Here is a 22,063-nt window from a genome sequence, read left to right as displayed (position 1 = left end):
GATTAATAGAGTCCTTCTCCCTCGTTCAGTTTTTTGACCACAAAATTCACAACCACAAGTAAGATGACATTGATAACGGAGTTAAACAGGCCGACTGCAGTAGAATAGGCGTAATCTCCAGCCTGAAGTCCGATTTTGTACACGTAGGTCGGAAGGATTTCCGACGTTGGAAGGTTCATGGCTGTCTGCATCAGAAATGCTTTTTCAAAGCCGATTGCCATGATGCCACCTGCACCTAAAATAAAGATAATAGCCATAAGCGGTTTTAAAGCTGGCAGATCAATATGAATCATCCGCTGCAGAATATTGGCTCCGTCTATCGTTGCGGCCTGATGCAGCTCCGGGTCCACATTCGCAAGTGCCGCCACATAGACGATGGACGACCATCCCGCAGCCTGCCAGATGCCTGAAAGAATATAAATCGATCTGAAGTATTCCGGATCGGACATAAACATGACCGGCTTTCCTGTAAGAAACGTAATGAAGTGATTAATCGGACCTGTCGGTGCTAAAAAGATAAACAGCATCCCTACAATAACAACAACCGAAATGAAATTTGGCGCATATAAGAACAGCTGAATATTTTTCTTAATAGCTGCTCTTCTGACTTGATTCAGCATCAGAGCAAGGACAATCGGAATCGGAAATCCAAGCAAAAGCCCGTACAGGCTGAGCTTAAGCGTGCTCATAAAAATCGTTTCAAAATTGGGCGAGGTCAAAAACTCCTGGAAATGCTTAAGCCCAACCCACTCGCTTCCCCAGATTCCCTTTATCGTGCTGAAATCTTTAAAGGCAATGATTGCCCCGTACATTGGAACATACTTAAATACAATTGTGAGAATAACAGCAGGCGCAATCAGCAAATACAGAAAGTAATTCTTTTTCACATACTCCCATTTGTATTTGGGTTTTGCCTCCGGCTTTACGATGACAGCGCTCTTATCTTTTGCCTTCACTGCCTCCTGCATACAGCTCCCCCCTTTACAGAAAACGCATATAAGCGCTTTCATAATGTTGCAGAGATCTTTATCTGTTGTCCCTGTACATTCACTTTATCAAATGCTCCATTCAAAAAAGTTTGATTTCTTTGGAAGAAGAAGTTTAATATTTTTGGTTCATTTATGGTACAGGGTGATGCAGACAGAGGATACCTGCAGCAAATCGTGTTTCAGAAAAAAATAAGCCGATCCTCAGCGGAATCGGCTCTGCAATTTGACGTTTTATTTGGGCTTTAAATGCTAACAAATGTTTCAGCTTTCCACAACCAAAATTTCCCGTCATTCCTTCTTATCGATATCATCGAGACTTCCGTTTATTTTTGCGACAGCTTTATCGGCGGATTTTTTTACGTCCTTTCTGCCTATTCCGATGTCTTCAAATAATTCTTTCAAAGAATCGCTTATGACTGGATAAGCCGGTGAAACAGGACGGTTTTTTGAGTAGTTTAGGGCCTGATGAACAAAAATATTTTTAGGATAGGATGAGAGTTCCGGAAATGATTTGGATACTGAAAATCGGGCAGGCATGTCGCCTGTTATGTCAACGTATTTTCTGGAACCTTCATAGCTTGTCAAATACTTTATAAACGCCCATGCCTCTTTCGGATGCCTGGATTCAACTGATATGCCGAGCGCCCAGCCTCCATTTGGGGTCACCTGGTGCGTCCCTTTCGGCAAAGGTGCCACTCCGTAATCCTCTCCAAGCTTAAAATCAGGGAAATTCTTTTCAATTTCTTCAAGCATCCATGAACCCATGACAGACATTCCAAGGTGACCTGTTACAAACGGATCGGGAGGCATTTCAACAGAAGCAACTCCGTGGCGGTGATAAAGATCCTGATAGAATTGCAAGGCTTTTATGGCGTTGTTTGAATCCAGATAACCGGATGCCGTTTTCCCGTCAGGACTTAGAACATCCGCGCCGAATTGCCACAGCAGCGGCGTTTTAAAGTAGGCTGGAGATTCCCCGCCGCTGAACCCCTGTGCAGGATCAATTCCATAAACCCCTTTTGCGGGATCATTGATTTCTTTCGCAAGCTTCACTGCCTCGTCCCATGACATTGGGTCGGCAGGATCCTGTGATGGAAGCGGCAGTCCCGCCTTTTTAAAAAGGTGAATGTTATAAAACAAGGCCACACCGGATTCCGCGATGGGAGACAGATAGATGTCTCCTTTATATTTCATCCCTTCAAGTGTTGAATGAGGGATATCGTCGATCTGTCCTTCTGCTTTCATTACTTTATCAATGGAAAGCAGCGCACCCGAATTTGCATAAAGCCCAAGGTTGGGACTGTCGATCGACATAATGTCAGGAGGGCTTCCTGCGGCAATTTCCGTCCTCAGCCTTAATTCATAATCCCCGTACGGAATAGCGTTCATGTTAATCTTTATGCCGGGATGAGCTGATTCAAAAGCTGAAATCAGCTCAATATAGGCTTCATTTTCAAGCTTTGTCCCATAATTCCGCCAGAAAGTCAGTTCAATAGCTTCGGATTTTCCGGATGACCGTTCCTCATCGTTCCTTTCATCAGTTGAAAACAGGTTGAAGGATGAATAGGCATAATACACGCCTGCAAGGATCAGCAGAAGGATGGGGATAAGTATAACCGCACCTTTTTTCATCTGCTTTTTCCTCCTCTCCATGCTCAAAGCAGACTTCCTGTATTCAGCCGGTGTCTGTCCGATGTGTTTTTTAAAGACAGTACTGAAATAATTGGAATTAGAGTAGCCTGTTAAGTAGGCAATATCAATCACTTTCAGCTGTCTGTCTTTTAACAATCTGCATGCATGCTTCATCCGTACCTCCACCAAATAATCACTGAAAGTATGTCCGACATGCAGCTTAAAAAGTTCGGACAAATAAGCACTGTTAATATGAAATTGATCAGCCAGCACACTAAGTGATATTTCATTTGCAAAATTCAGGTCGAGGTATCGGCGCACGTTTTCCACAATGGATAAGCCGTTTGGCGAAGAGCGGAACGTGTTTACCTTCTGGATAATACTGTGAGCAAAATCCGTCAGCTGCTCAATGACTTTTTCATGGGAGGTTAATTCTCCAATACTCTGCTGGCATGTCCACATCGTCTGGTTCATTTGTTCTCTGTCCAAATCATATTTCACAGCAAGCGATTCAAGCAGCAAAAGGATCCTGCCGGCTGCAAAAGAAAAGGACAGCATTGACTTAGTCTTTGCTTCATTTAAAAGCTCTAGAATCAGTATGCTACAGTCTCGCATTCGGCCATTTTCAATCAGATTGACTGCTTTTTTCTCGAGATCAGGAGAGAGCTCATATACCTCTTTATGAAATGTTCCGTCGATCACTTGTGATTTTTCATCAGGATCACTCTGGCTCCAGGCAAGTAGGGCAGAAATGTAGCCTGTTTTTAGCTCTGATGCTGATACCTGCTTGCCTATTCCGATGACGGTTTCTGCTCCAAGATATTTTTTTACATACGTTTGAACCTTTTTGATCATGGTGGATGTTTCAAAAGCGTTCCTGTCTGATGAACACTGAAGAAAATGGATCATGCCTGCATACCCGGCATCATGAAAAGCGTACGCCCTTTCATACGTTCCCCCTATTTCTTTGCAGAGCATTTTGAAGGGAAGCCATAGCTCCTTTACTGAATATCTGTCTGACCTGAGTTCCACGGTAAAAAATTGAACCGAATTTTCTTTATTGGCGAGAAAGTCCATCTCAAAGTGATGCAGTCTTTCGGCAGCTGACTCAGTCCAGTCCTGTTTTACGAGCTGAAGGATGTATTGTTCCTTCATTTCTTCCAGCTGCGTGTGAACAAGCCTTGTCATTTTATCTGCTTCAATCTGCTTCATTTTTTCAGCTGCTATTTCTTCCTTCACCCTTCTTAAAGCTCCTGCTAGCTCGTCTGGAGCAACAGGCTTGAGCAAATAATCCTTTACTCCTTCAACCAGGGACGACCTTACATAGTCAAAATCGGAATACCCCGATAACACAATAACTTTTACACCGGGAAACTCACGGTGACATCTTCCAGCGAATTCAATCCCGTCCATCACAGGCATCCGGACGTCCGTAATGACGACATCTGCCTTCATTTCTTTCACAAGCTGAAGCGCTTCCTTTCCATTTGATGCTTCTCCGGCAATCAGGAATCCTTCTTCTTCCCAGTTTGCTTTCATTTTCAGCCCTCTGCGCACTTGAATTTCATCGTCCGCCAGTATGACCTTCATCATGTATATCCCCCTCATTTCCCTTTATACATAATGCAATGCTTGTCCCTGCTCCTTCTTCTGACTGAATGCTGATTGAAAACCGGCTCCCGCAGAACAGCTTCAGCCTTCCAATGACATTTCTCAGCCCAATGCTGCTTCCTCCACTGTCCAAAACGGTTTCGTATCCTTTCTCTTCGGCTAAGATCTTCGATGCCATCTCCTTTGACATGCCTATGCCATCGTCATCTATCAAAATAGTTAACTTATTATCTTTCCATTCGGTCCTAATCAGAATTTCCGCCTCTGTTTTTTGTATTAGACTATATTTAACCGCATTTTCTACAAGCGGCTGAATGATAAATTTGCAGATGGGAAAGGATGCTGCTGCCGGATCTTCTTCTATAATAAAGCTGACTGCCCCATCATATCTGAGCTTTACAATTTCGATGAAGTCACGGATATAGGCAAGCTCTTCTCCTAATTTGACAATATCCGTTTTTGTATTTAATGAATATCTCATCATTCTTCCGAGAAAGATGCTTACATCCAGTACTTCCTTCTGTTTATTCTGCAGGGCGAGACTCCCAATGACTTCTAGCGTATTGTTTAAAAAATGCGGATTAATCTGCAAAAGCAGAGCTTTATACTCAGCATCCTTTCTTCGGAGATTTGCCTCATATTCTGTTTTGATGAGGTCATTCAGCTTTTCCACGGTATGATCAAACACCTTAATGGCGTATCCCACCTCATGATTATAGGATTTAATGGTCGGCATAAACGACCTAGCTCCTTCAAGATCTCCATTTTCTACAAATTTCATGGCATTAGTAAGCTTACCGAGAGGACGGACAATGTTGGAAGAAAGGACATACGAAGCAAGGATTGTCAGCAGAAAGATCACTCCGCTAAAAAAGAATAATTTTTTCTGCAGCCTGTCAATTTCTGCGAAAAGCTCAGACGTTGTGATTTCACTGAAAAGCGTCCAATTGCCTATCTTTAATTTTTGAAAAAAAACAAGATAATCTTTACCCCCGTATTCCGTTTCAATAAGCCCATTTGACTGATTCATCCGTTCAATGTTTCCAAGACTGTCCTTTAATACGGATACAGGTGTTTCCACCTTGCCGGACAACACGTTCTTTCCGTTTTCATCCAGAAGATAAACGCGTCCGTTATCCCCTAGTTTAATTTTTCCAAGCGCAGTCTCAAGAAGCGAAGCTGGAAAACTGACTTTAATGATTCCCGATAAATCAAGCATCTGCATATCAAAAAGAGGAATTAAATAGCTGTTAACCTCCATTTCTCTCTTAGCCTGATGAAGCTGGTACGGGTCCTGGTGATGACTTATCCATCGCTTTTCATCTTTTGAAAATGCCTTGTACCAGTCCGTTTCAGAAAGGTTCGGGTTATCTCCCCATGTCCCTGTTCCATCGTTTAGAAAAACAGAAATGTCCATGTCATTTGAATTATTGATCATCATCGAAGAAAGCTGCATTTTCAGCTGGTTTTTGATCAGCATCCTCTCATCGGACGAAACAGCAGAATCACTTTCTGCATGCAGCCAGTCCTGAGTTGCCTGATTAACAAGTACCTGTTTCCCCAAATCTTCTGCCTGTGAGGTGACGGAGTTAATATAGATCGAAAACTGCTCCATCATTTCAACAGTTGAATCCTTTGTCTGATCTTCAATAACAGAAGTAAACCATGCCGGGATAAGAAGGGACAAAACAAGAAACGGAACGGTCAGAAGAATCGTAAAAATGATAAACAGCCGATTTCTAAGTGAATAAAACATGGAGACCCCCGATAACTTTTCAAAAATTTCTGTTTGTTTTATTTTCTTAAAGTATAATACAAACCTGCCTTTGCCGGGGTGGAATTTTATAGATGGGGGAAGAAAGTAAATATCGAGGAATGTTCAATTGTCTGCTGTAAATTGACCCTTAGGGACAGTGAAGAAACCCTTACTTTATCATGTTAAATAAAAAAGAGCACCGCTCAAAAGAACGATGCTCCTTCATTAATATTAGTTATTTACGAATCCAAACCGCACCGGCGGAATTGTCTTTCGCTTCTCCTACTACCTGGAATTTCAGGCCGTAGTTTGGAACTTTTCGTCCTGCATCCGGAATGACATCATTGATGTAAAGTCTTGAATCATCAAAGAATGTTACACCCTTCAGTCCGTTGTAGCTGTATTCGCCGCGTGTCGGGCTGTCTACGTACCAGGAAGGCGACTTGTCATATGAGAATGCTGCATCTGCAATCTGGTAGCGTGTTGATTGAGTAGTAGTCAGTTTGCCGTCAAGCAGACCGTACAGCGGCTGCGGATGAGAATCCACGACTCCAAGGAAGCCTTCACCAGGATGTTCGCCTACCCAGTTGTCTGTGAAGCTGTCATCTGCATACCACACAACCATGCCTGTGTTGTATTTAGGTCCGCGTGAGAACGCAAGAGCTTTATCAGAACCTGCATAGTTTCTCCACTCAAGATAGTAGTGATGTTTAGCAAGATACGTTCCGTCGAACGATTTAAAACCGTCCAGTGTAAACTTCGCTGCACCTTCTGCGTCATCGCTGAAAAGCTGTTCGCCGTCAGCTGTTAAAACCGCGTTGTCCAGCGCAAACCCTTCAGGCGCAAGTCCGCCGTCTGTCGAATAATCAAAGACAAGCTTCACTTTTTTGCCTGCAAATTCGCTCAAGTCGTATGACTTGTCGATCCATTTTCCGCCAGTTGTTCCCTTAGTTGCATCTCCGTCAGTTACATCTCCGCCGAGGATCTCAAGAACTTTGCTTCCGTCAGCTGTTTCTGCTTTTACAGTTAAAGCATCACATGCACAGCCGTATTCAATCTCATAATTTGCTTTGAAAGTGAATTCTGCACTTGTTTTGCCTGTAAGATCAAATTGGGGTGTTTCCATTACAGTGTGTACGTTATCACCTTTCGTACTGTGATAATATTTTTCGCCAAATTCGGGCTGAATTGTACTTTTCACTTCTTTTTCAGGAAGGTTTACTTTTACAATTCCAGGATTGTTTGACTTTGTTACACTTTGGTCGATAAAAGCTGCCGTTCCTTCAGCCGTTACGTCCTTGTAATTGATTTCGTGAATGTTTGCCCAGTTTCCGCCCATCATCGTCTGGAAGAATTCTTTATTCTGCGGAGAAAAACTTGTCGGTTCTGTTCCGGCAATCTCTCCGTTCCAGCTTCCGCCGCTCATAATGGACCATGAAGCAACCGGTTCACCCTGGCCTGAATACTGCGTATCATACTCATCAGGAAGGCCTAAATCATGTCCGAATTCATGGGCAAAAACGCCGACTGCCCCGTCTTCAGGCTGGATTGTGTAATCGAATGCAGCCATATTTCCGCCCCAGTAATCCACATCAGCCTCTGTGCCAGGTACAGGGAATACACCGTCAAGTGTCCAGCGGTGTGACCAGATTGCGTTGCTCTCAAGCTTTCCGCCGCCTGCTTCCTGGCCTGTTCCCGCATGAACAATCATCAAGTGGTCTACAAGACCGTCCGGCTCATTTTGATTGCCGTCACCATCAAGGTCATACAAATCAAATTCATCATAGTCTGCGAGATTCATACCTGATGAGGCTGCAGCTTTAAGAGATTCTTTTACAAGATCACGAGGTCCAAGCGGGGCAAGGTTATCGTGTCCCCCTGCCGGATTATCGTCTCCGTAGTCAGCAGCTTTTCCCGGAACCGTCAGCCACTCAGAAACCGTACCGTCTACTGTGTAGCTTCCGCCGGACTGCTCTTCATAGAATTGCTTAAAGGTAGGAACTTTCTTTCCGTCCAGAAGCTGAAACGGCTTGTCCCCAAAAAGCATGTTTTCATAATGCTCTTTGCTGAAATCATTTGAATACATGTAGCCTTCTTCTTTGATGATATTGTTGTGTTTAAAATCTTCAAATTCAACAAGCAAAATCAGAACCTTATCTTCTCTTACTGCTCCTTCATAATTTGCTTGTCTAGCAGGTTTCACGTTAACAAAGCCGTCTTTTTTACCTTTTTTCAGCTTATCATGACCTTTAGTGAGCTGCTTTGTGAGCTGCTCTTTTTGTTTCGTTAAAAAGTCTTTTGACTTTTCATCAAGATCATATTCTGCATGTGAATGACCATCTTCTGTATGCAGATCGGCAGCAGGCTTTTCACCTTGCTTTTTTTTAATATAGTTTTTCACAGCTGCTGCAGCCTCTTTGTCGCTTGCCTTTTTCGGGATGATTCCCTGTTTCTTCAAAGCGTTAGCCAGGCGCTCTTCATTAATGATATTCATATCAATCGGCGCAGACAAAGCCGTTTGTGTATTTTCCTGTACTGGCTGCTTGGCGAAAGCTGCCGGTGCAAACAGGCCTGCCGTCAAGCTTGCAGCCAGAATCGACGTTCCAAGTTTCTTGCTCCAGTTATTCAAGTGCGGTCCCCTCCCAATTTGTAAGAACATGTAGAATTTTCTGTTTTTTCTACACGTATAAAGATACCATACTATGAAAAACTTGGAATTGGTCTATTATCCTATAATCGGAAATATTTTACTAGTATAATAGATCATCCGAATGGAAAAAGAACTGAAGAGATGGACCTATTTTAATATGAAGGCATGAGGGAAGAAGGAAGCATAATCCATCTGCCACCCCCAGAAAATCCGTCTTTTCATTCAATAGTGTATTGAAATAGACGATCCTTGGAGGGAAACGATGGAGTCCTACGTAAAAAATTCTCTGCAAAAATGGAAAGAAGATATGCTGCAGCAAAAGAATGAGATTGATGCTGAATACGAAAAAATAAAAAGCGAACTTCAGCTGTATTCCTATAAGTTCGGTATTACGAAACAAGTGATTCAATCCACGATTAATGACGAAATCATCAGCACGATCAAAACCACTTACCAAAAGCCGTTTGAAGAAAAGTTCAATGAACTGAAACTGTACATAAAAGAATTGGATGAAAAGCGAAGAGTCTATCAGATGTTTGTTGAGAAGATTGAAAAGGTAAGTGAGACAGACGAAAATTAAGCAGAAATCCCTGTGGCGGATTTCTGCTTTTTATTAACGAAAAAAAACGGTTTCCCGGCTTTAATGAAGATATTTTCCATGTTCGGGAATAGCCAGTTTTTCAAAGTCCCTGCTCAAAAGGGCAAGACCTTCACGCAGTTCTTCTCCTGATACAGGCACACCATGTCCTGTAATTGCTGTGGAAGGCTTTAAGGATTCGAGTGTTCTGACAGACTCCCATGCTGCCTGCCAGTCCGTCGTGAAATATCTGGGCGGACCTGAGATTTCCTGTTTTTGTGTAAACACTTTATAGAGGGAGTCCTGCCTCACGGTTACAAACGCATCCCCTGCGATCAGCGTTCTGTCGGATTCCCTGAAAAATGAGACATGTCCTGGTGTATGGCCGGGAGTATGAACCCATTTCCAATCAGGAAGGCCCGGAATCATCCCGTCTGGTTCAAGCGGCTTGACCCGGTCTTTAAGATCAATGGATTCGTTCGGAAACATTTTTGACAGTTTCGCGACCATTCCGCCTTCTGCACTTGGGTCCGGTTCAGGATAATCTTTTTGGCCAGTTAAAAATGGAATTTCCAGTTCGTGGGCATACACCGGCACCTGCCACTGTTCAACAAGTTCCACAATCCCTCCCACATGGTCAAAATGCCCATGTGTCAGCAGAATCGCTTTTGGAGCAGCATCCATTCCGCCATGTGCTTCAAACGCTTTTTTAATGGCGTCTGCAGAGTGGGGCATCCCTGCATCAATGACATACCAATCGTCCCCGCTTCTCATAAATACAACGTTTACCACCTGATTTGTATAGCAGTAAACCCCGGGAAGCACATCGATTTCAAGTCCGCTCATCACAGATGTTACCGGGATGAACTTATGCTCAAAGGGGCTCTCCATGTTATCGTCCATCGCTGATACCTCCTGATTTTCATTCAAGAAGTTAGTATCCTCACGATCCTGACAATCTATTCACATACAAGAACCTGTCTAGAGAACATTTGCTTTCTGACCGTGCATCTGTCGATGATGGCAAAGCCGGCTTCGATAATCATGTGATCCATCGTTTCACTCGTGACAATGACTGCACGATCTGCAATGCGTCTTGCATGCCTGATAATATCAAGCTGCTCTTCAGGGGTAGCATGTGTATAAAGATTGTAAGGCATATCGATGATGGCCGCGTCATACTCTCCATTTACCTCTGCAATCGGAGATACTTTCACATCACACTCATAGCCAAAATGGGCAATATTTTCTCTGGAGCCATCCACGACAAGAGGGTTGATATCACGGCCGACAATGTCAATCCCCATTGAAAGAGCTTCAACGAGCACTGTTCCTATTCCGCAGCAGGGGTCGATTGCCTTTACTCCGGCAGGATGCGGGACTACAATGTTAGCCGCTGCTCTTGCAACCCTTGTACTGAGAGCGGTTGAATACTCCCGAGGCTTTTTCACATGGTGCAGATATACAGGTTCGGCTTTTGTATAGTTTCCAAAATACCAGCGTCCTTCGTGTACTGTAATCCCAAATATCTGATCAGGATTCCGGACATCCGCTTCTGCTTTAAACGGCCAGCCTACTCTGCGTTCAATCTTCCGCCGTTCATCATAGCTGATTTGTTCTGACTCATCCAGGTCATTGATTTTCAGAAAAATGATCTTAAAAGTGTTCGTACCGATATCAATCTTGCCAACCTGCTGAACGATATCCTCTACTTCATTTCCTTCATATAAGATCTCTATGCGCTCTTTCATAAAAGGGCTTCTGCTTGGATCAATGCATATGCTGCTTTTCAGGCAGTATCCATCCGGCTGAACGCCAAAAAAAGACCGCATTTCAAGCTTGCATAGTTCAAGCTCTTCATTTGTGCTTGCAAACGTATAAATATAGGCCGGTTTCCGGCTTTGATTCTGCAATCATTTCCCATCCTTTAGCGTTAAAAATATGCGTCTATAAAACCATAGCTGTATTCTAAAAGAAAAGCAATTCTTCCGGCGCGTAAAAATGACTTTCCAGGAGAATCCTACCGATAAAAGGAGAGTGATTGATCAATGAAAGATAAACACACTCAAGATCAAACGTCCGAAGGATTATATCAAATGGTTGAAATCATAAATGCAAAAGGGGATACAGGAGAACTGACAGACATTGTGAATCAGGCTGACGAGCATCTCCTCTGCAGCGACGACCTATTCGACCGGCAGCTTTTTGCGATCGTAGACGATACTGTCAGTGAAAAGGAAAAATAGTGAAGCATGGGCCATATAAGAGAACTAAAAAATCCGAACTGATTGATTGTTGAATAGTTCGGATTTTTTCTAATGGATCAGCTTTCACGGTTCCTTATGACCCTTCAGCTCTCACTCATCCGCGCGGAGGGTTACTTCCCGGATTCTAATGATCTTCTCCCGGATCATTCACTTTCTTGCTTCATGTACCTTCAGAAGTTTTCCCTTAACAGTGGTCGTTTTCATGGCTTTTATAACGGCCGGTCCTTTCCCGTTAAGAATATCTACGTATGAGACATTTTCCTGTATGGAAATGATCCCAATATCATCCGCCGTGATGCCGGGAAGGTTTGAGATTGTCCCTACAAAATCAACGGCTCTGATTTTCTTTTTCTTCCCGCCGTTAAAATAAAGTTTCATGATGCCTTTATTCAACTGGGCACTTTTGTCTTTTTTCATAGCGGGCTTCGCTGAAAGTTTCTTATCAAAAGCCGGTTTGGCATCTGCCGTTTCTTCATGAGTTGGGGCGTCTGTTCTGCGGATGGCAAATCCGATATAGTCCTCAATCTCCGCTGTCATTCTTTCTTCATTTGGCACCGCAAACGTTATTGCCTTTCCTTTTTTCCCTGCTCTTCCGGTTCTGCCTGTTCTGTGTACATAGCTTTCTTTTTCAAGCGGCAGATCGTAATTGATGACAAGGGATACGTTGTCAACGTCAATTCCCCTTGCCGCAACATCTGTTGCAATTAAGTAGCGGAACGCTCCTTTTTTGAAATCATCCATAACAGAAAAACGATCTTCCTGAACGAGTCCGCCATGAATTTTTCCGCAAGGATAGCCAGCACGGCTGAGCTTCCTCTCCAGTAAATCCACCCTCTCCTGCGTTCTGCAAAAAAGAATGCAGCTGTCAGGATTTTCGATCACCGTTACTGCTTTTGCAAGTGAAAATTTATCATCCTCTGAAACGGTGATGAGCGAATGGTCAATGTCAGACGTCGTTAATCCAGATGCCTTTATTTCAATTTGGACCGGATCGTTCATATATTTGTCGCACAGCTTTTCAACATCATCAGGAAGAGTAGCTGAAAAGAGCATCGATATCCGCTCTTTCGGCAGTTCTTCCATAATGGCCGCCACTTGATCGATAAACCCCATATTCAGCATCTCATCAGCTTCATCTATGATTAAAAAGCGCAATTTCTCGAGGGGAAATGTACCTTTTTCAATGTGATCAAGTACTCTTCCGGGTGTGCCCGCAACGATGTGCGTCTTTTGCTTCAATTCTATTTTCTGACGTTCAAATGGCTGTTTCCCATAAATAGCCGCTGCTTTAATTCGTTTGAATCTCCCAATGTTTGTGAGATCTTCTTTTATTTGTGCCGCAAGCTCCCTTGTCGGTGTCAAAACAAGCGCCTGCGGCTTATTCTCTTCCCATTCAACAAGCTCGCACAGAGGAATGCCGAAAGCTGCTGTTTTTCCGCTGCCTGTCTGGGATTTAACCACAAGATCTTTTTGCTGCAGGGCAGCCGGAATCACGAGCTTTTGTACTTCAGTCGGCTGGTTATAGCTTAATTTATCTAAAGCTTTAAGTAGATCAGAGCTTAACTTGTAATCTGAAAATCCGTTTTTCATTTGTCCTGAACCTCAATTTCATTTGTTTTATCACATGTGCTTCGGGTAAATATCCATTATACCCTTTATTAGACGGAATTAGATTTATGACCGCAAAAAAATACCGTAAATCTCCTGGGAGATTCACGGTATTCTATCAATCTATCAGTTTAAAACTTTTACATTTACTTCGCGCTTGCCAAATGCCACTGCTGCATCTTGTGTAGGAATGAACACATCAATGCGGTCGCCTTTAATCGCTCCGCCTGTGTCCTCTGCTGTTGCATAGCCGTAGCCTTCAACATATACTTTTGATCCAAGCGGAATTACATTAGGATCAACTGCAATCACTTTCTTGTCAGGATTTGCTCTTAAATCAACGCCGGTTGCCGTTGTTCCTGAGCAGCCGTCACAAAAAGCGGTATAAGCTGTTGCTGTAACTGTCATTTCTTTTGCAACGCTCTCTTCTTTCACATCATTTTCTGAAACCGCGCTTGCAGAAGCCTCATTTACAGACGGATTTGTGTCCTTAGGCTTTTCGCTAGGTTTTGCAGGGGCAGGTGCAGGCTTGCCATTATCTGCATCACTGTAAACCACTAATTCCTGTCCAGGTTGGATCAGGTCGCTTTGAAGATCGTTTTTACCTTTAATATGATCAACACTAGCTCCGAATTTTTCTCCGATGCTCCATAAAGTGTCTCCGGCAACGACAGTGTAAACTTCCTCATCTGATACTTTTAATGTATTGTCTGCCATGATTATGTCTGATGATAAGCCGTTCCAGCTCTTAATATCTTCCACTGAAACGTTATGTTCTTTGGATAGGCTGTAAAGAGTGTCACCCTTCTCCACTACGACCTCTTCTGCCTGTGCGCTAAATCCTGCTGTCGTTGTTAGTGCAGCAGCTGCTGCTAATGAAAAGATTGTTTTTTTCATTATTTTTCCTCCTCCTTCAGCAATCGATGTTTCCCATCTTAGCATAAAAAAGAGGCTTGTAAAAAACAGCGAGATAATAAATCCATTACAAATGTAACAGCACGATAACAATTACCTTACCAAATAACTGAAAATTCCCACTATATTCCTTAGTTTCCTGCAAAAAATAAGTGAAATTAGTTCGTTTTTCACCATATCCGAATACTAAATTTCTTTTTATCAGGACATATGGTATGGCCCTTTATAAGGGATGAGCGCTAAAATTTCTTCTCTCTATTTGAAACAAACCGCCACGTTAATCCGTCTTATATGTAAGAAGAAAAACCAAAGGGGAAATGAAAATGGGGAAATTACTGAATAAGCTGGATATGACAAAACAAGATCTGCTGTTTGGCATTTCAGGGTCATTGCTAATTGCTTCAATCTTGCAGTTTATCGCTTACTAACGTGAAAAACCCCTCGGCCAAAAGGGGTTTTTTCTTTTTATCAGACGACTGCCGCTTCCTCGGATCTTCCTCTGTTGCGTTTCACGGCATATGCAACCGCAGCAGCCCAGCCGATAATGATAAATCCATAAACAAATGGTGTAATCGATGCATCCGTATTCCAAGTTGTCAGCAGCGTTCTCGCGTTAGTCAGCACGATGAATCCTCCTACAAGGACGCCAAGAAGGTGGCCGGGAAGCTTCCTTACAAGCCAGGCGGCAATCGGTGCAGCGATGATCCCTCCAATCATTAATGCCCCAACCCACAGCCAGTTGACCTGCTCCCATCCAAGAGAAAGCAAAAATCCAAGTGTTGCTGATACGGCAATGGCAAATTCACTCGTATCAACCGTCCCTACCACTTTGCGTGCTGAGGCTCCTTTTTGCGAAAGCAGCACTGGCGTTGCAATCGGTCCCCATCCGCCTCCGCCGGTTGCATCAGCGAACCCTGCAATCAGCCCAAGAGGAATTGATTTTTTTCTTGTTAATGCAAGGGATTGATTTTGTTCCCTTGCTTCAAAGTGAAATAAGAAACGGACTAGGACATACAGCCCTAAAGCAAGCAGGAAAACAGCAATAAACGGTTTTGCCAGATCTCCGGGCAAATTACTTAGAAAGCACGCTCCCGCAAATGCTCCGATTGAGCCCGGAATAATCAGCTTATAGACGGCCTGCTTATCCACGTTTCCAAACTTAATGTGGGAAGCTCCAGATGCTGCTGTTGTGACTACTTCTGCCAAATGCACAGATGCCGAGGCAACAGCAGGAGCAATCCCGAAAGTCAAAAGCAGTGTAGTAGATGTGACCCCGTACGCCATCCCCAGTGAACCATCAATTAACTGTGCCAAAAAACCAATAAATGCAAAAATAATAAGCTTTCTCATCGCTTTCTCCCCTTTCTGAACAAAAAAAGGTCCTTAACATGGTGTTAAGGACCTTTGGTTATCCAATCAGTCTGATTTTTTTAAATTTTCAATTTGTATTTTTATTATACATAATTCCTATGAGTTTACAAGGGATTGTATGAAAATTTTTTTAGATCAATTTTTTTCATTTTTACTGTTCAGCCTTTCTGATAAACTAAAGCTACTTTATCCTGAGAATAGAGGAGTGAAAGAAGCAAGTGATTTTTGGACCCCGCGTTTTGAAAACAGGAATATCTGTCACGCTGGCGCTTTTTATCTGCTCCCTTGCAAATCTTGAGTATTCCGTATTTGCCGGGGTAGCCGCCATCTTTACAATTCAGCCTTCCATCTACAGGACATGGAAACAGGTTCGTGAACAAATTCAGGCCAATACACTCGGTGCGCTGCTCGCCCTGTTTGCTCTTTACTTTTTCGGCAGCAGTCCTCTCGTCATTGGAGTCGTTGTCATCTCTGTGATTGTAATTTGTCTGAAGCTGAAAATGGAAGCGTCCATCTCATTGACGCTTGTAACCGTTTTGGCCATTATGAGTGCACCGGGGCAAGAGGATTTTCTTTATGTGCTGAACCGGTTTACCGTCATTCTGATCGGAATTGCTTCAGCGTTTATTGTCAATCTCCTGATTCTTCCGCCAAAATATAAAGAGAACTTTTTTTCAAAAGTGCAGACCGTTTTTGAAACGATGTCTCTTTTATTGAGAACTGCTGTATCGGATGAGCTGACTGAATCGTACTATCAGGAAAAAAGGAAAGAGTTCAGAACTGACCTGCAGCAGCTTGAAGACTTATATGAACTTTTTGATGAAGAACGGGAAAAGATGGCAAAGATCAATCCGCTGAATGTAAGAGAAATTGTCGTGTTTAAACAGATGCTCAAAACCATTCAGCAGGCTGCCGATGTACTGAAAGTCATCGAAGAGCATTACTTTCAGAGCAGAACCACACTGGCAGAGGATCAGTTGTTTGATGATCAAATTGAGCAGCTGACGAAATGGCATGAGTATTTGCTGCTCAAATATGAAGGGAAAATTAAACTCAAGGACCGGTTTGAAGATGACCGGGTGACAAGAGGAACAAGGGTTTTTCTCATTCAAATGATGGAAAGAGACTCTGGAAAAATTGAAAATCAGAGACTGAATGTCGTAGCATCCGCTGTCTATGAATATGCCTTCCAATTGCAGCGGCTGGATCAGCTGGTTGGAAGTTACGCAAAAAAAGCAGAAGGTGCATGAACAAAAGCGCAAGCGCCAAGGCCCGCTCCGATAGGCAGATAAGAATCCGGCGGAAAAGTCCGGGTCCCGCCTTTTTTGACGGATTTGTTCTGACAGAGGATTCAGGCGCTTACGCTTGCCGAGGATAACTTTGTTATGTTATCCACAGCCTTTTACTCTTATAATTTCCTAAACAAAAAAAGTCCAGCCAAACGGCTGGACTTTTATGCTGAGCGCAGCTGCCTTTCTGCAGATGCATCTTGAGCAGGTCTTGCTTTTTTGATTTTCGGTACGGGAATAACATAGCCGCTTAATGGAATAAACTGCAGCAGCCTGATAAATGCCACTCCAATGACCATGACAGCAAGGAACAGCAGCGGAATGTTGCCGACTGTCCAAACGCTGTTTGGCAGGTATTCAACCATAAGATATAACGTCATCGGATGAATGAGATAAATGCCCATTGAATACTGGCCAATGATCATCAGCGGCTTTTTAATGACTGTCAGTTTTGTAAGAAGCGGGTACATTCCAATGGTAGCAATACAAATCAGCGGAATGTTGATCAGGTTTGTAAGTCTTCTGTTGGAAACCTGTCCAGTGATACGATACTCCACAACTGCTCCGGCAGAAACAACAAGCGCGAGTGCAAACATCTGCCATGGACGCTTCGTCACAAAACCTGTAATCTCGTCCCAGAAATAGGCAAGGACTCCTCCAAAAGCAAAGTAAAAAATCCAGATCGGCATAAAGGTCTTGCTGGCAAGAAACGCACCGAGAGCTCCCTCAACGCCTGGATTAAAACCGAATAAATTATAGCTGATCACCAAAGTTAAAAGTGCAAAAACAATCATAGCTATTTTAGATCTGACAATTTTTTGAAGGAACGGAAAGATAAAATAAAATTGAACAACGATGGCGATAAAATACAAATGATAAAACGAATTTCCAAGCAGGAATTTCTGAAGTTCTGCTTCAAACCCCTGAAATTCAAGCCCGTCATAATGATAGACCAGATAACGGTAAACCAAGCTCCAGATGATAAACGGAATCAGGATTTTTGAAAAGCGCGAAGTAATGAATTTCTTTGTATCAAATCCCCTTTTTCTCACTTGGTAAAAAAGGAGAAAGCCGCTGAGCACAGCGAAAATGGTTGTTCCAAATCTTCCAACCTGATTAATAAAATACGTAAACCAATGCCATGTTTGAGCATTTGCGTAATAATGAGTGGCCGTAACGTGAACGCCAACAACAGCCATACAGGCAAAAGCTCTTAAAAATGAAATTTCAAATAGGTAATTTCTGTTTTTTTGCTTACTAGCATTAGATGACTGAACAGACATAACCTGACCTCCTTGTCCTTAAAGTATAAGTTTAGTGTAGATGGTATGAACAAACAAGTGTCGATTTATGTCAAAATAAGTACTTTTGTATGAAATTGAAAAACGTGACATTTCCTGCATGAATTTTGTAAATCCTTGCAAAGCCAATATGACGGGGACTGAGCGTATTTCCCTGTAAATGGTGAATTTTGAAAAAATGAATAGCAGGACCCTCTTTTTTGGTAAAAGTTACTTCTCTTCTTTCTCCGGTTTTATACCAATAAGTAAAAAGGCTTACCGGTGAATGAGGTTTTCTGATTGAAGCATCCTATAGACTATACATAACCGAAGGCGTGTTGCTGATGAACGATATATACGAATGTGTGATTATTGGAGCAGGAATTGCTGGACTTCAGGCAGCCATTCAGCTTGGCCGCTACAGAAGAAATGTAATTGTCATTGATTCCGGTGAAGGCCGTTCTTCCCTTTGCAGAAGCTACCGCAATATTCTGGGCTGGCCAGACGGAATCAGCGGCGAAGAACTGAGAGCGCTTGGAAAAGCACAAGCTGAAGAAACAGGCGTGCACTTCTTTAGCGGCCGCGTAGTCAGGCTTAAAAAAGCAGGAAATGCTTTTGAAGCTGAAACGGCATCAGGAGCCGTCTATTATGCAAAGAGAGTGCTGCTTTCGACTGGACTATCTGACAGAATGCCGGAGCTTCCTGGCCTAAAAGCCTGCCTTGGCCTCAGTGTCTATGTGTGTCCCGATTGTGACGGCTATGAGGTCAGGGATAAAAAAACCATTGTGCTCGGCGCGGGAGCTGCGGGTGCAAACATGGCGCTTACCCTTTCTTATTGGACCGATTCTATTGTGTATGTCAATCATGAACAGCAATCAATTCCTGAAGACCTGATTTTGAAGCTTAAACACAAAGGAATTATAAGCGTGGATAAGAAAGCTGATGAAGTTTTAACAGAAAACGGATCTGTGTTTAAAGGAATTCGTTTTGCAGACGGGACGCTGCTTGAGGGTGACCGCGGCTTTCTTGCTTTCGGAGGGAACACTGTCCATACCGGGCTTGCAGCAATGCTTGGTGCTGAACGGCTTGAAAACAAGCATGTCCTGACAAATCCCCGGACAAAGGAAACAAGTGTAAAACATGTATGGGCTGCAGGAGATGCAGGCGTGCATTCTGAGCAGGTGACCATTGCAATGGGAGAAGGATGTCAGGCTGCTGTCTGGATTCATAAGAGCCTGATGGACGGAGAATAGCAGCGGGCTGCTGTTCTCTTTTGTTTTGCCCGTGTTATTATGGGGTCTTGAAATCGCACCTTATCATTGAAAAAATAGTTTAAAAGACTTAGTATTTAAAGAGAGTGATTTTTTACTAATTTTACATAATTTAAGCAACTTTACAAAAAGCTATTTAATTTAAGGAGTGGATGGACGTATGGGTGTGACGCTCAGTAAAGGTCAAAAAGTGGATTTAACGAAATCAAATCCCGGCCTTCAGAACGTAATTGTCGGACTTGGATGGGATGTAAGCAGGCACGGGGCTTCCTACGACCTTGATGCATCAGCATTCCTGGTCGGTCAATCCGGCAAGGTAGGCAGCGATCAGGATTTCGTTTTTTACAACAATCCGTCAGGCGGAAACGGTTCGATTCTGTACACCGGAGATAACAGGACAGGTGCAGGGCATCAGGATGATGAGCAGATTCAGATTAATTTAAGCGCTGTCCCTCAGCATATTCACCGGATTGCGTTTACAATTACGATTCATGATGCACAGGCAAAGCAGCAGAACTTCGGACAGGTTGAAAATGCCTATGTCCGCATTTTCAATCCGCTTAACAATGATGAGCTGATCAGGTTTAATCTTGGAAGAGATTTTACTGTCGAAACCGCGATTGTTGCAGCTGAGCTCTACCGCCACAACGGTGAGTGGAAATTTAATGCAATTGCAAGCGGATTTCAGGGCGGCCTTGCAGCCTTGTGCCGCAACTTCGGAGTAACGGTGGATGACGAACCGGCACCGGCAGCGGGAATTCATTCAAGCGGATTTCAGCCGCAGCAGCCAAGCTATTCCCAGCAGAATACGCATCAGCCTCAGCAGACTGCCTATTCTCAGCAGTCCGCGCCATCGTACACTCAGTCTCCTCCGGCCTATTCTCAGCAAAGCTACAGCCAGCCGCAGCAGACATATAGTCAAGGATCTCAGACATACGGCGGGGAAACGATCAGCTGTACACGCTGCAGCTCAACGAACGTACGCACAGGCGAAAAGGGCTTCGGTCTTGGAAAAGCTGCTGTAGGCGGTTTGATTCTTGGACCTGTAGGGCTGCTTGGAGGATTTATCGGAAAAAACAAGTTAAAGTTCACGTGCAACAGCTGCGGCAATTCCTGGTCTCCAAATCAGACGGATTACGCCGAATGGGCTAATCAGCAAAAGAACAAGGCTATGGAGCTTTTCCAGAAATATAAGAGTCAGGACGTCCTTGAAGCCGTTGTTGCCGCCTGTGCACTTGTAGGCACGGCAGATGGCCGCCTTGATCAGGCTGAGCGCCAAAAAATGATTGAGTTTGTGAATCAAAGTGAAGAGCTTCGTGTTTTTGACACAAATAAAGTCATTCAGCAATTTAACCTATATGTTCAAAAAATGGAAAGAGATCCGATCATCGGGCGTGCTGAAGCCTTTAAAGCACTTGGAAGAGTGCGCACGAAACCGGAAATTGCGAGGCTTGTTGCCCGCTATTGCATCGCCATCGGTTATGCGGACGGCCATTTTGATCAGAATGAACAAAAAGCTGTTGCAGATATCTGCTATGAGCTTGGACTGAATCCGAACGAGTTTTTGGCTTAGGAACAAAAGCGTAAGCGCCTTGTTCAGATCCGATAGGCAGATAAGAATCCGGCGGAAAAGTCCGGGTCCCGCCTTTTTTGTCGGATTTGTTCTGTCAGAGGATCTAGGCGCTGGAGCTGGACGCGGATAACTTTGTTAAGCTATTCAATCCCTGAATATCATTATTAATATCCTTAACAATTAAAAAATGCCTGCGGGAATCTGTCCCGCGGGCATTTTTTCACGCTGAAAACTTCGTCACATAATCTCACAAACTAGAAGTCTTTCTGATTTTTCTATTGTAAAATAAAAGAAAAAGAAAAAAATTTTATCCTTCCCTTACCATATATACTCCCCTTCTTGGTTTTACGACTGAAGGATACCGTTCAATTACCTTTACCATGAATGCGGATGGAGACGATACCCGTTTCCCGGTCTGCGCTTCCAGATCGTCTGCAATTTGTTTGGGAGTGGCCACTTTCCTGGCCCTGAGCAGATGAAAAGCAGCCGCAATCAATTCATTTGACTCTTTTTTCGTATATCTCACAGTTCTCCATTCCCTTCTGATAATAGTGCTATTTCATCTATTTTACTTTGAATGGCGCCTTAAATCTACAACGTTTTAAACCACTAAAGCGTCAAATGGATTATTTACTATACTCCTATATTTTCTGAAGGCAGCCCTTTATGGAAAAAATTAATAAGCTAATGCTATGAACAGATTTGACAGAATCAGGTATAATAGGTTCATCACAAACAGAAATGGGTGACAGATTCTGAAAGAATTTATTCTTCTCATGGCAGAAGCTGTGAATAATATACACGACCTTATCAATTCAATGGCCTATCAGACGTTTGGATTAAATGTGACGGACAAAGACCTTCACTTCTGGATTATGGGCTTCATTGGAATGGCTGTGTTTCTCTTTGTCTACCTTCTTTCGAAATGGCTGTCAAAGCTTCCTTTTGGAATAACAGCTCTTTCCTTTCTATACACTATGACGTTTATGTTCGTTCTTGTTTTTGGCATAGAAATTCAGCAGGCTCTTACAAGACGCGGGAACATGGAATTTATTGATGCCATTGTCGGACTGTGGGGCTTTGTCGCACTATTTTTAGTTTATATAGCGCTGATCCTTGTTGTGTTGGTGATTAGAAGTCTTTTCAGAAAAATAACCAGTAAAGAAGATATAGACGTATAATCAGGAGCTCTCTAATGAGGGCTCTTTTTGTATGGAGATTTATCCGAATGCTCACAAAGAGAACCACACGGAGTTTGACAAACTGAAAGAAAA

The 22,063-nt window shown here is 43.2% G+C and carries 17 protein-coding genes; 6 read left to right on the top strand and 11 right to left on the bottom strand.

Annotated features, from left to right (window positions below; all coding sequences use genetic code 11):
- Positions 1-2: 2 nt before the first annotated feature.
- From RKD52_RS04730 to RKD52_RS04715, 4 genes are all read right to left on the bottom strand, one after another.
- Complete coding sequence (locus tag RKD52_RS04730; RefSeq protein ID WP_454098866.1) at positions 3-968, bottom strand: ABC transporter permease; 966 nt, start codon at positions 966-968, stop codon at positions 3-5.
- A gap of 309 nt (positions 969-1,277) precedes the next feature.
- A complete protein-coding gene (locus tag RKD52_RS04725; RefSeq protein ID WP_454098865.1) occupies positions 1,278-4,214 on the bottom strand; it encodes an extracellular solute-binding protein in 2,937 nt (978 codons plus the stop codon).
- Complete coding sequence (locus RKD52_RS04720) at positions 4,186-5,988, bottom strand: cache domain-containing sensor histidine kinase (protein WP_454098864.1); 1,803 nt, start codon at positions 5,986-5,988, stop codon at positions 4,186-4,188. Before RKD52_RS04720 ends, RKD52_RS04725 begins: the two co-directional genes overlap by 29 nt.
- Before the next feature lie 235 nt (positions 5,989-6,223).
- On the bottom strand, positions 6,224-8,617 hold the full coding sequence (locus RKD52_RS04715; protein ID WP_454098863.1) for an immune inhibitor A domain-containing protein: 2,394 nt from the start codon (positions 8,615-8,617) through the stop codon (positions 6,224-6,226).
- Between the two features lie 283 nt (positions 8,618-8,900).
- On the opposite strand from RKD52_RS04715, the gene RKD52_RS04710 reads away from it, so the two are divergent.
- On the top strand, positions 8,901-9,218 hold the full coding sequence (locus RKD52_RS04710; RefSeq protein WP_454098862.1) for a hypothetical protein: 318 nt from the start codon (positions 8,901-8,903) through the stop codon (positions 9,216-9,218).
- A 60-nt stretch (positions 9,219-9,278) separates the two neighbouring features.
- Here the strand turns inward: RKD52_RS04710 and RKD52_RS04705 are convergent, their stop codons facing one another.
- Together RKD52_RS04705 and RKD52_RS04700 are read right to left on the bottom strand one after the other, a co-directional pair.
- Positions 9,279-10,118 carry an MBL fold metallo-hydrolase gene (locus tag RKD52_RS04705; RefSeq protein ID WP_454098861.1) on the bottom strand — a complete coding sequence of 280 codons (840 nt, stop codon included), beginning with the start codon at positions 10,116-10,118 and terminating at the stop codon, positions 9,279-9,281.
- A 56-nt stretch (positions 10,119-10,174) separates the two neighbouring features.
- Positions 10,175-11,128: a TRM11 family SAM-dependent methyltransferase gene (locus RKD52_RS04700; protein WP_454098860.1), complete on the bottom strand. Its 954-nt coding sequence runs from the start codon at positions 11,126-11,128 to the stop codon at positions 10,175-10,177.
- A gap of 135 nt (positions 11,129-11,263) precedes the next feature.
- On the opposite strand from RKD52_RS04700, the gene RKD52_RS04695 reads away from it, so the two are divergent.
- Complete coding sequence (locus RKD52_RS04695; RefSeq protein WP_454098859.1) at positions 11,264-11,461, top strand: hypothetical protein; 198 nt, start codon at positions 11,264-11,266, stop codon at positions 11,459-11,461.
- 168 nt (positions 11,462-11,629) lie between these two features.
- Here RKD52_RS04695 and RKD52_RS04690 read toward each other — a convergent pair whose 3' ends face one another.
- The 3 genes from RKD52_RS04690 to RKD52_RS04680 form a co-directional block, all read right to left on the bottom strand.
- A complete protein-coding gene (locus tag RKD52_RS04690; protein ID WP_454098858.1) occupies positions 11,630-13,072 on the bottom strand; it encodes a DEAD/DEAH box helicase in 1,443 nt (480 codons plus the stop codon).
- A 144-nt stretch (positions 13,073-13,216) separates the two neighbouring features.
- Complete coding sequence (locus RKD52_RS04685; protein ID WP_454098857.1) at positions 13,217-13,987, bottom strand: LysM peptidoglycan-binding domain-containing protein; 771 nt, start codon at positions 13,985-13,987, stop codon at positions 13,217-13,219.
- Between the two features lie 486 nt (positions 13,988-14,473).
- The gene (locus tag RKD52_RS04680) at positions 14,474-15,355 is read right to left on the bottom strand and encodes a sulfite exporter TauE/SafE family protein (RefSeq protein ID WP_454098856.1); all 882 of its coding nucleotides are present in this window, start codon (positions 15,353-15,355) and stop codon (positions 14,474-14,476) included.
- Positions 15,356-15,594: 239 nt separating this feature from the next.
- On the opposite strand from RKD52_RS04680, the gene RKD52_RS04675 reads away from it, so the two are divergent.
- Positions 15,595-16,626: an FUSC family protein gene (locus RKD52_RS04675; protein ID WP_454098855.1), complete on the top strand. Its 1,032-nt coding sequence runs from the start codon at positions 15,595-15,597 to the stop codon at positions 16,624-16,626.
- Positions 16,627-16,829: 203 nt separating this feature from the next.
- Here RKD52_RS04675 and RKD52_RS04670 read toward each other — a convergent pair whose 3' ends face one another.
- Entirely contained in the window at positions 16,830-17,948 is a 1,119-nt protein-coding gene (locus RKD52_RS04670) for an acyltransferase (RefSeq protein WP_454098854.1), read from the bottom strand.
- A 341-nt stretch (positions 17,949-18,289) separates the two neighbouring features.
- On the opposite strand from RKD52_RS04670, the gene RKD52_RS04665 reads away from it, so the two are divergent.
- On the top strand, positions 18,290-19,198 hold the full coding sequence (locus RKD52_RS04665) for an NAD(P)/FAD-dependent oxidoreductase (RefSeq protein ID WP_454098853.1): 909 nt from the start codon (positions 18,290-18,292) through the stop codon (positions 19,196-19,198).
- 178 nt (positions 19,199-19,376) lie between these two features.
- Positions 19,377-20,789, top strand: a complete 1,413-nt coding sequence (locus RKD52_RS04660) for a TerD family protein (RefSeq protein ID WP_454098852.1) — start codon at positions 19,377-19,379, stop codon at positions 20,787-20,789.
- A gap of 307 nt (positions 20,790-21,096) precedes the next feature.
- Here the strand turns inward: RKD52_RS04660 and RKD52_RS04655 are convergent, their stop codons facing one another.
- A complete protein-coding gene (locus tag RKD52_RS04655; RefSeq protein WP_029283913.1) occupies positions 21,097-21,315 on the bottom strand; it encodes a Rok-like winged helix domain-containing protein in 219 nt (72 codons plus the stop codon).
- Positions 21,316-21,577: 262 nt separating this feature from the next.
- On the opposite strand from RKD52_RS04655, the gene RKD52_RS04650 reads away from it, so the two are divergent.
- On the top strand, positions 21,578-21,970 hold the full coding sequence (locus RKD52_RS04650) for a hypothetical protein (RefSeq protein ID WP_454098851.1): 393 nt from the start codon (positions 21,578-21,580) through the stop codon (positions 21,968-21,970).
- Positions 21,971-22,063 lie beyond the last annotated feature (93 nt).

The organism is Metabacillus sp. SLBN-84 (assembly GCF_053629595.1).
This window is presented reverse-complemented; position numbering and strand designations above follow the sequence as displayed.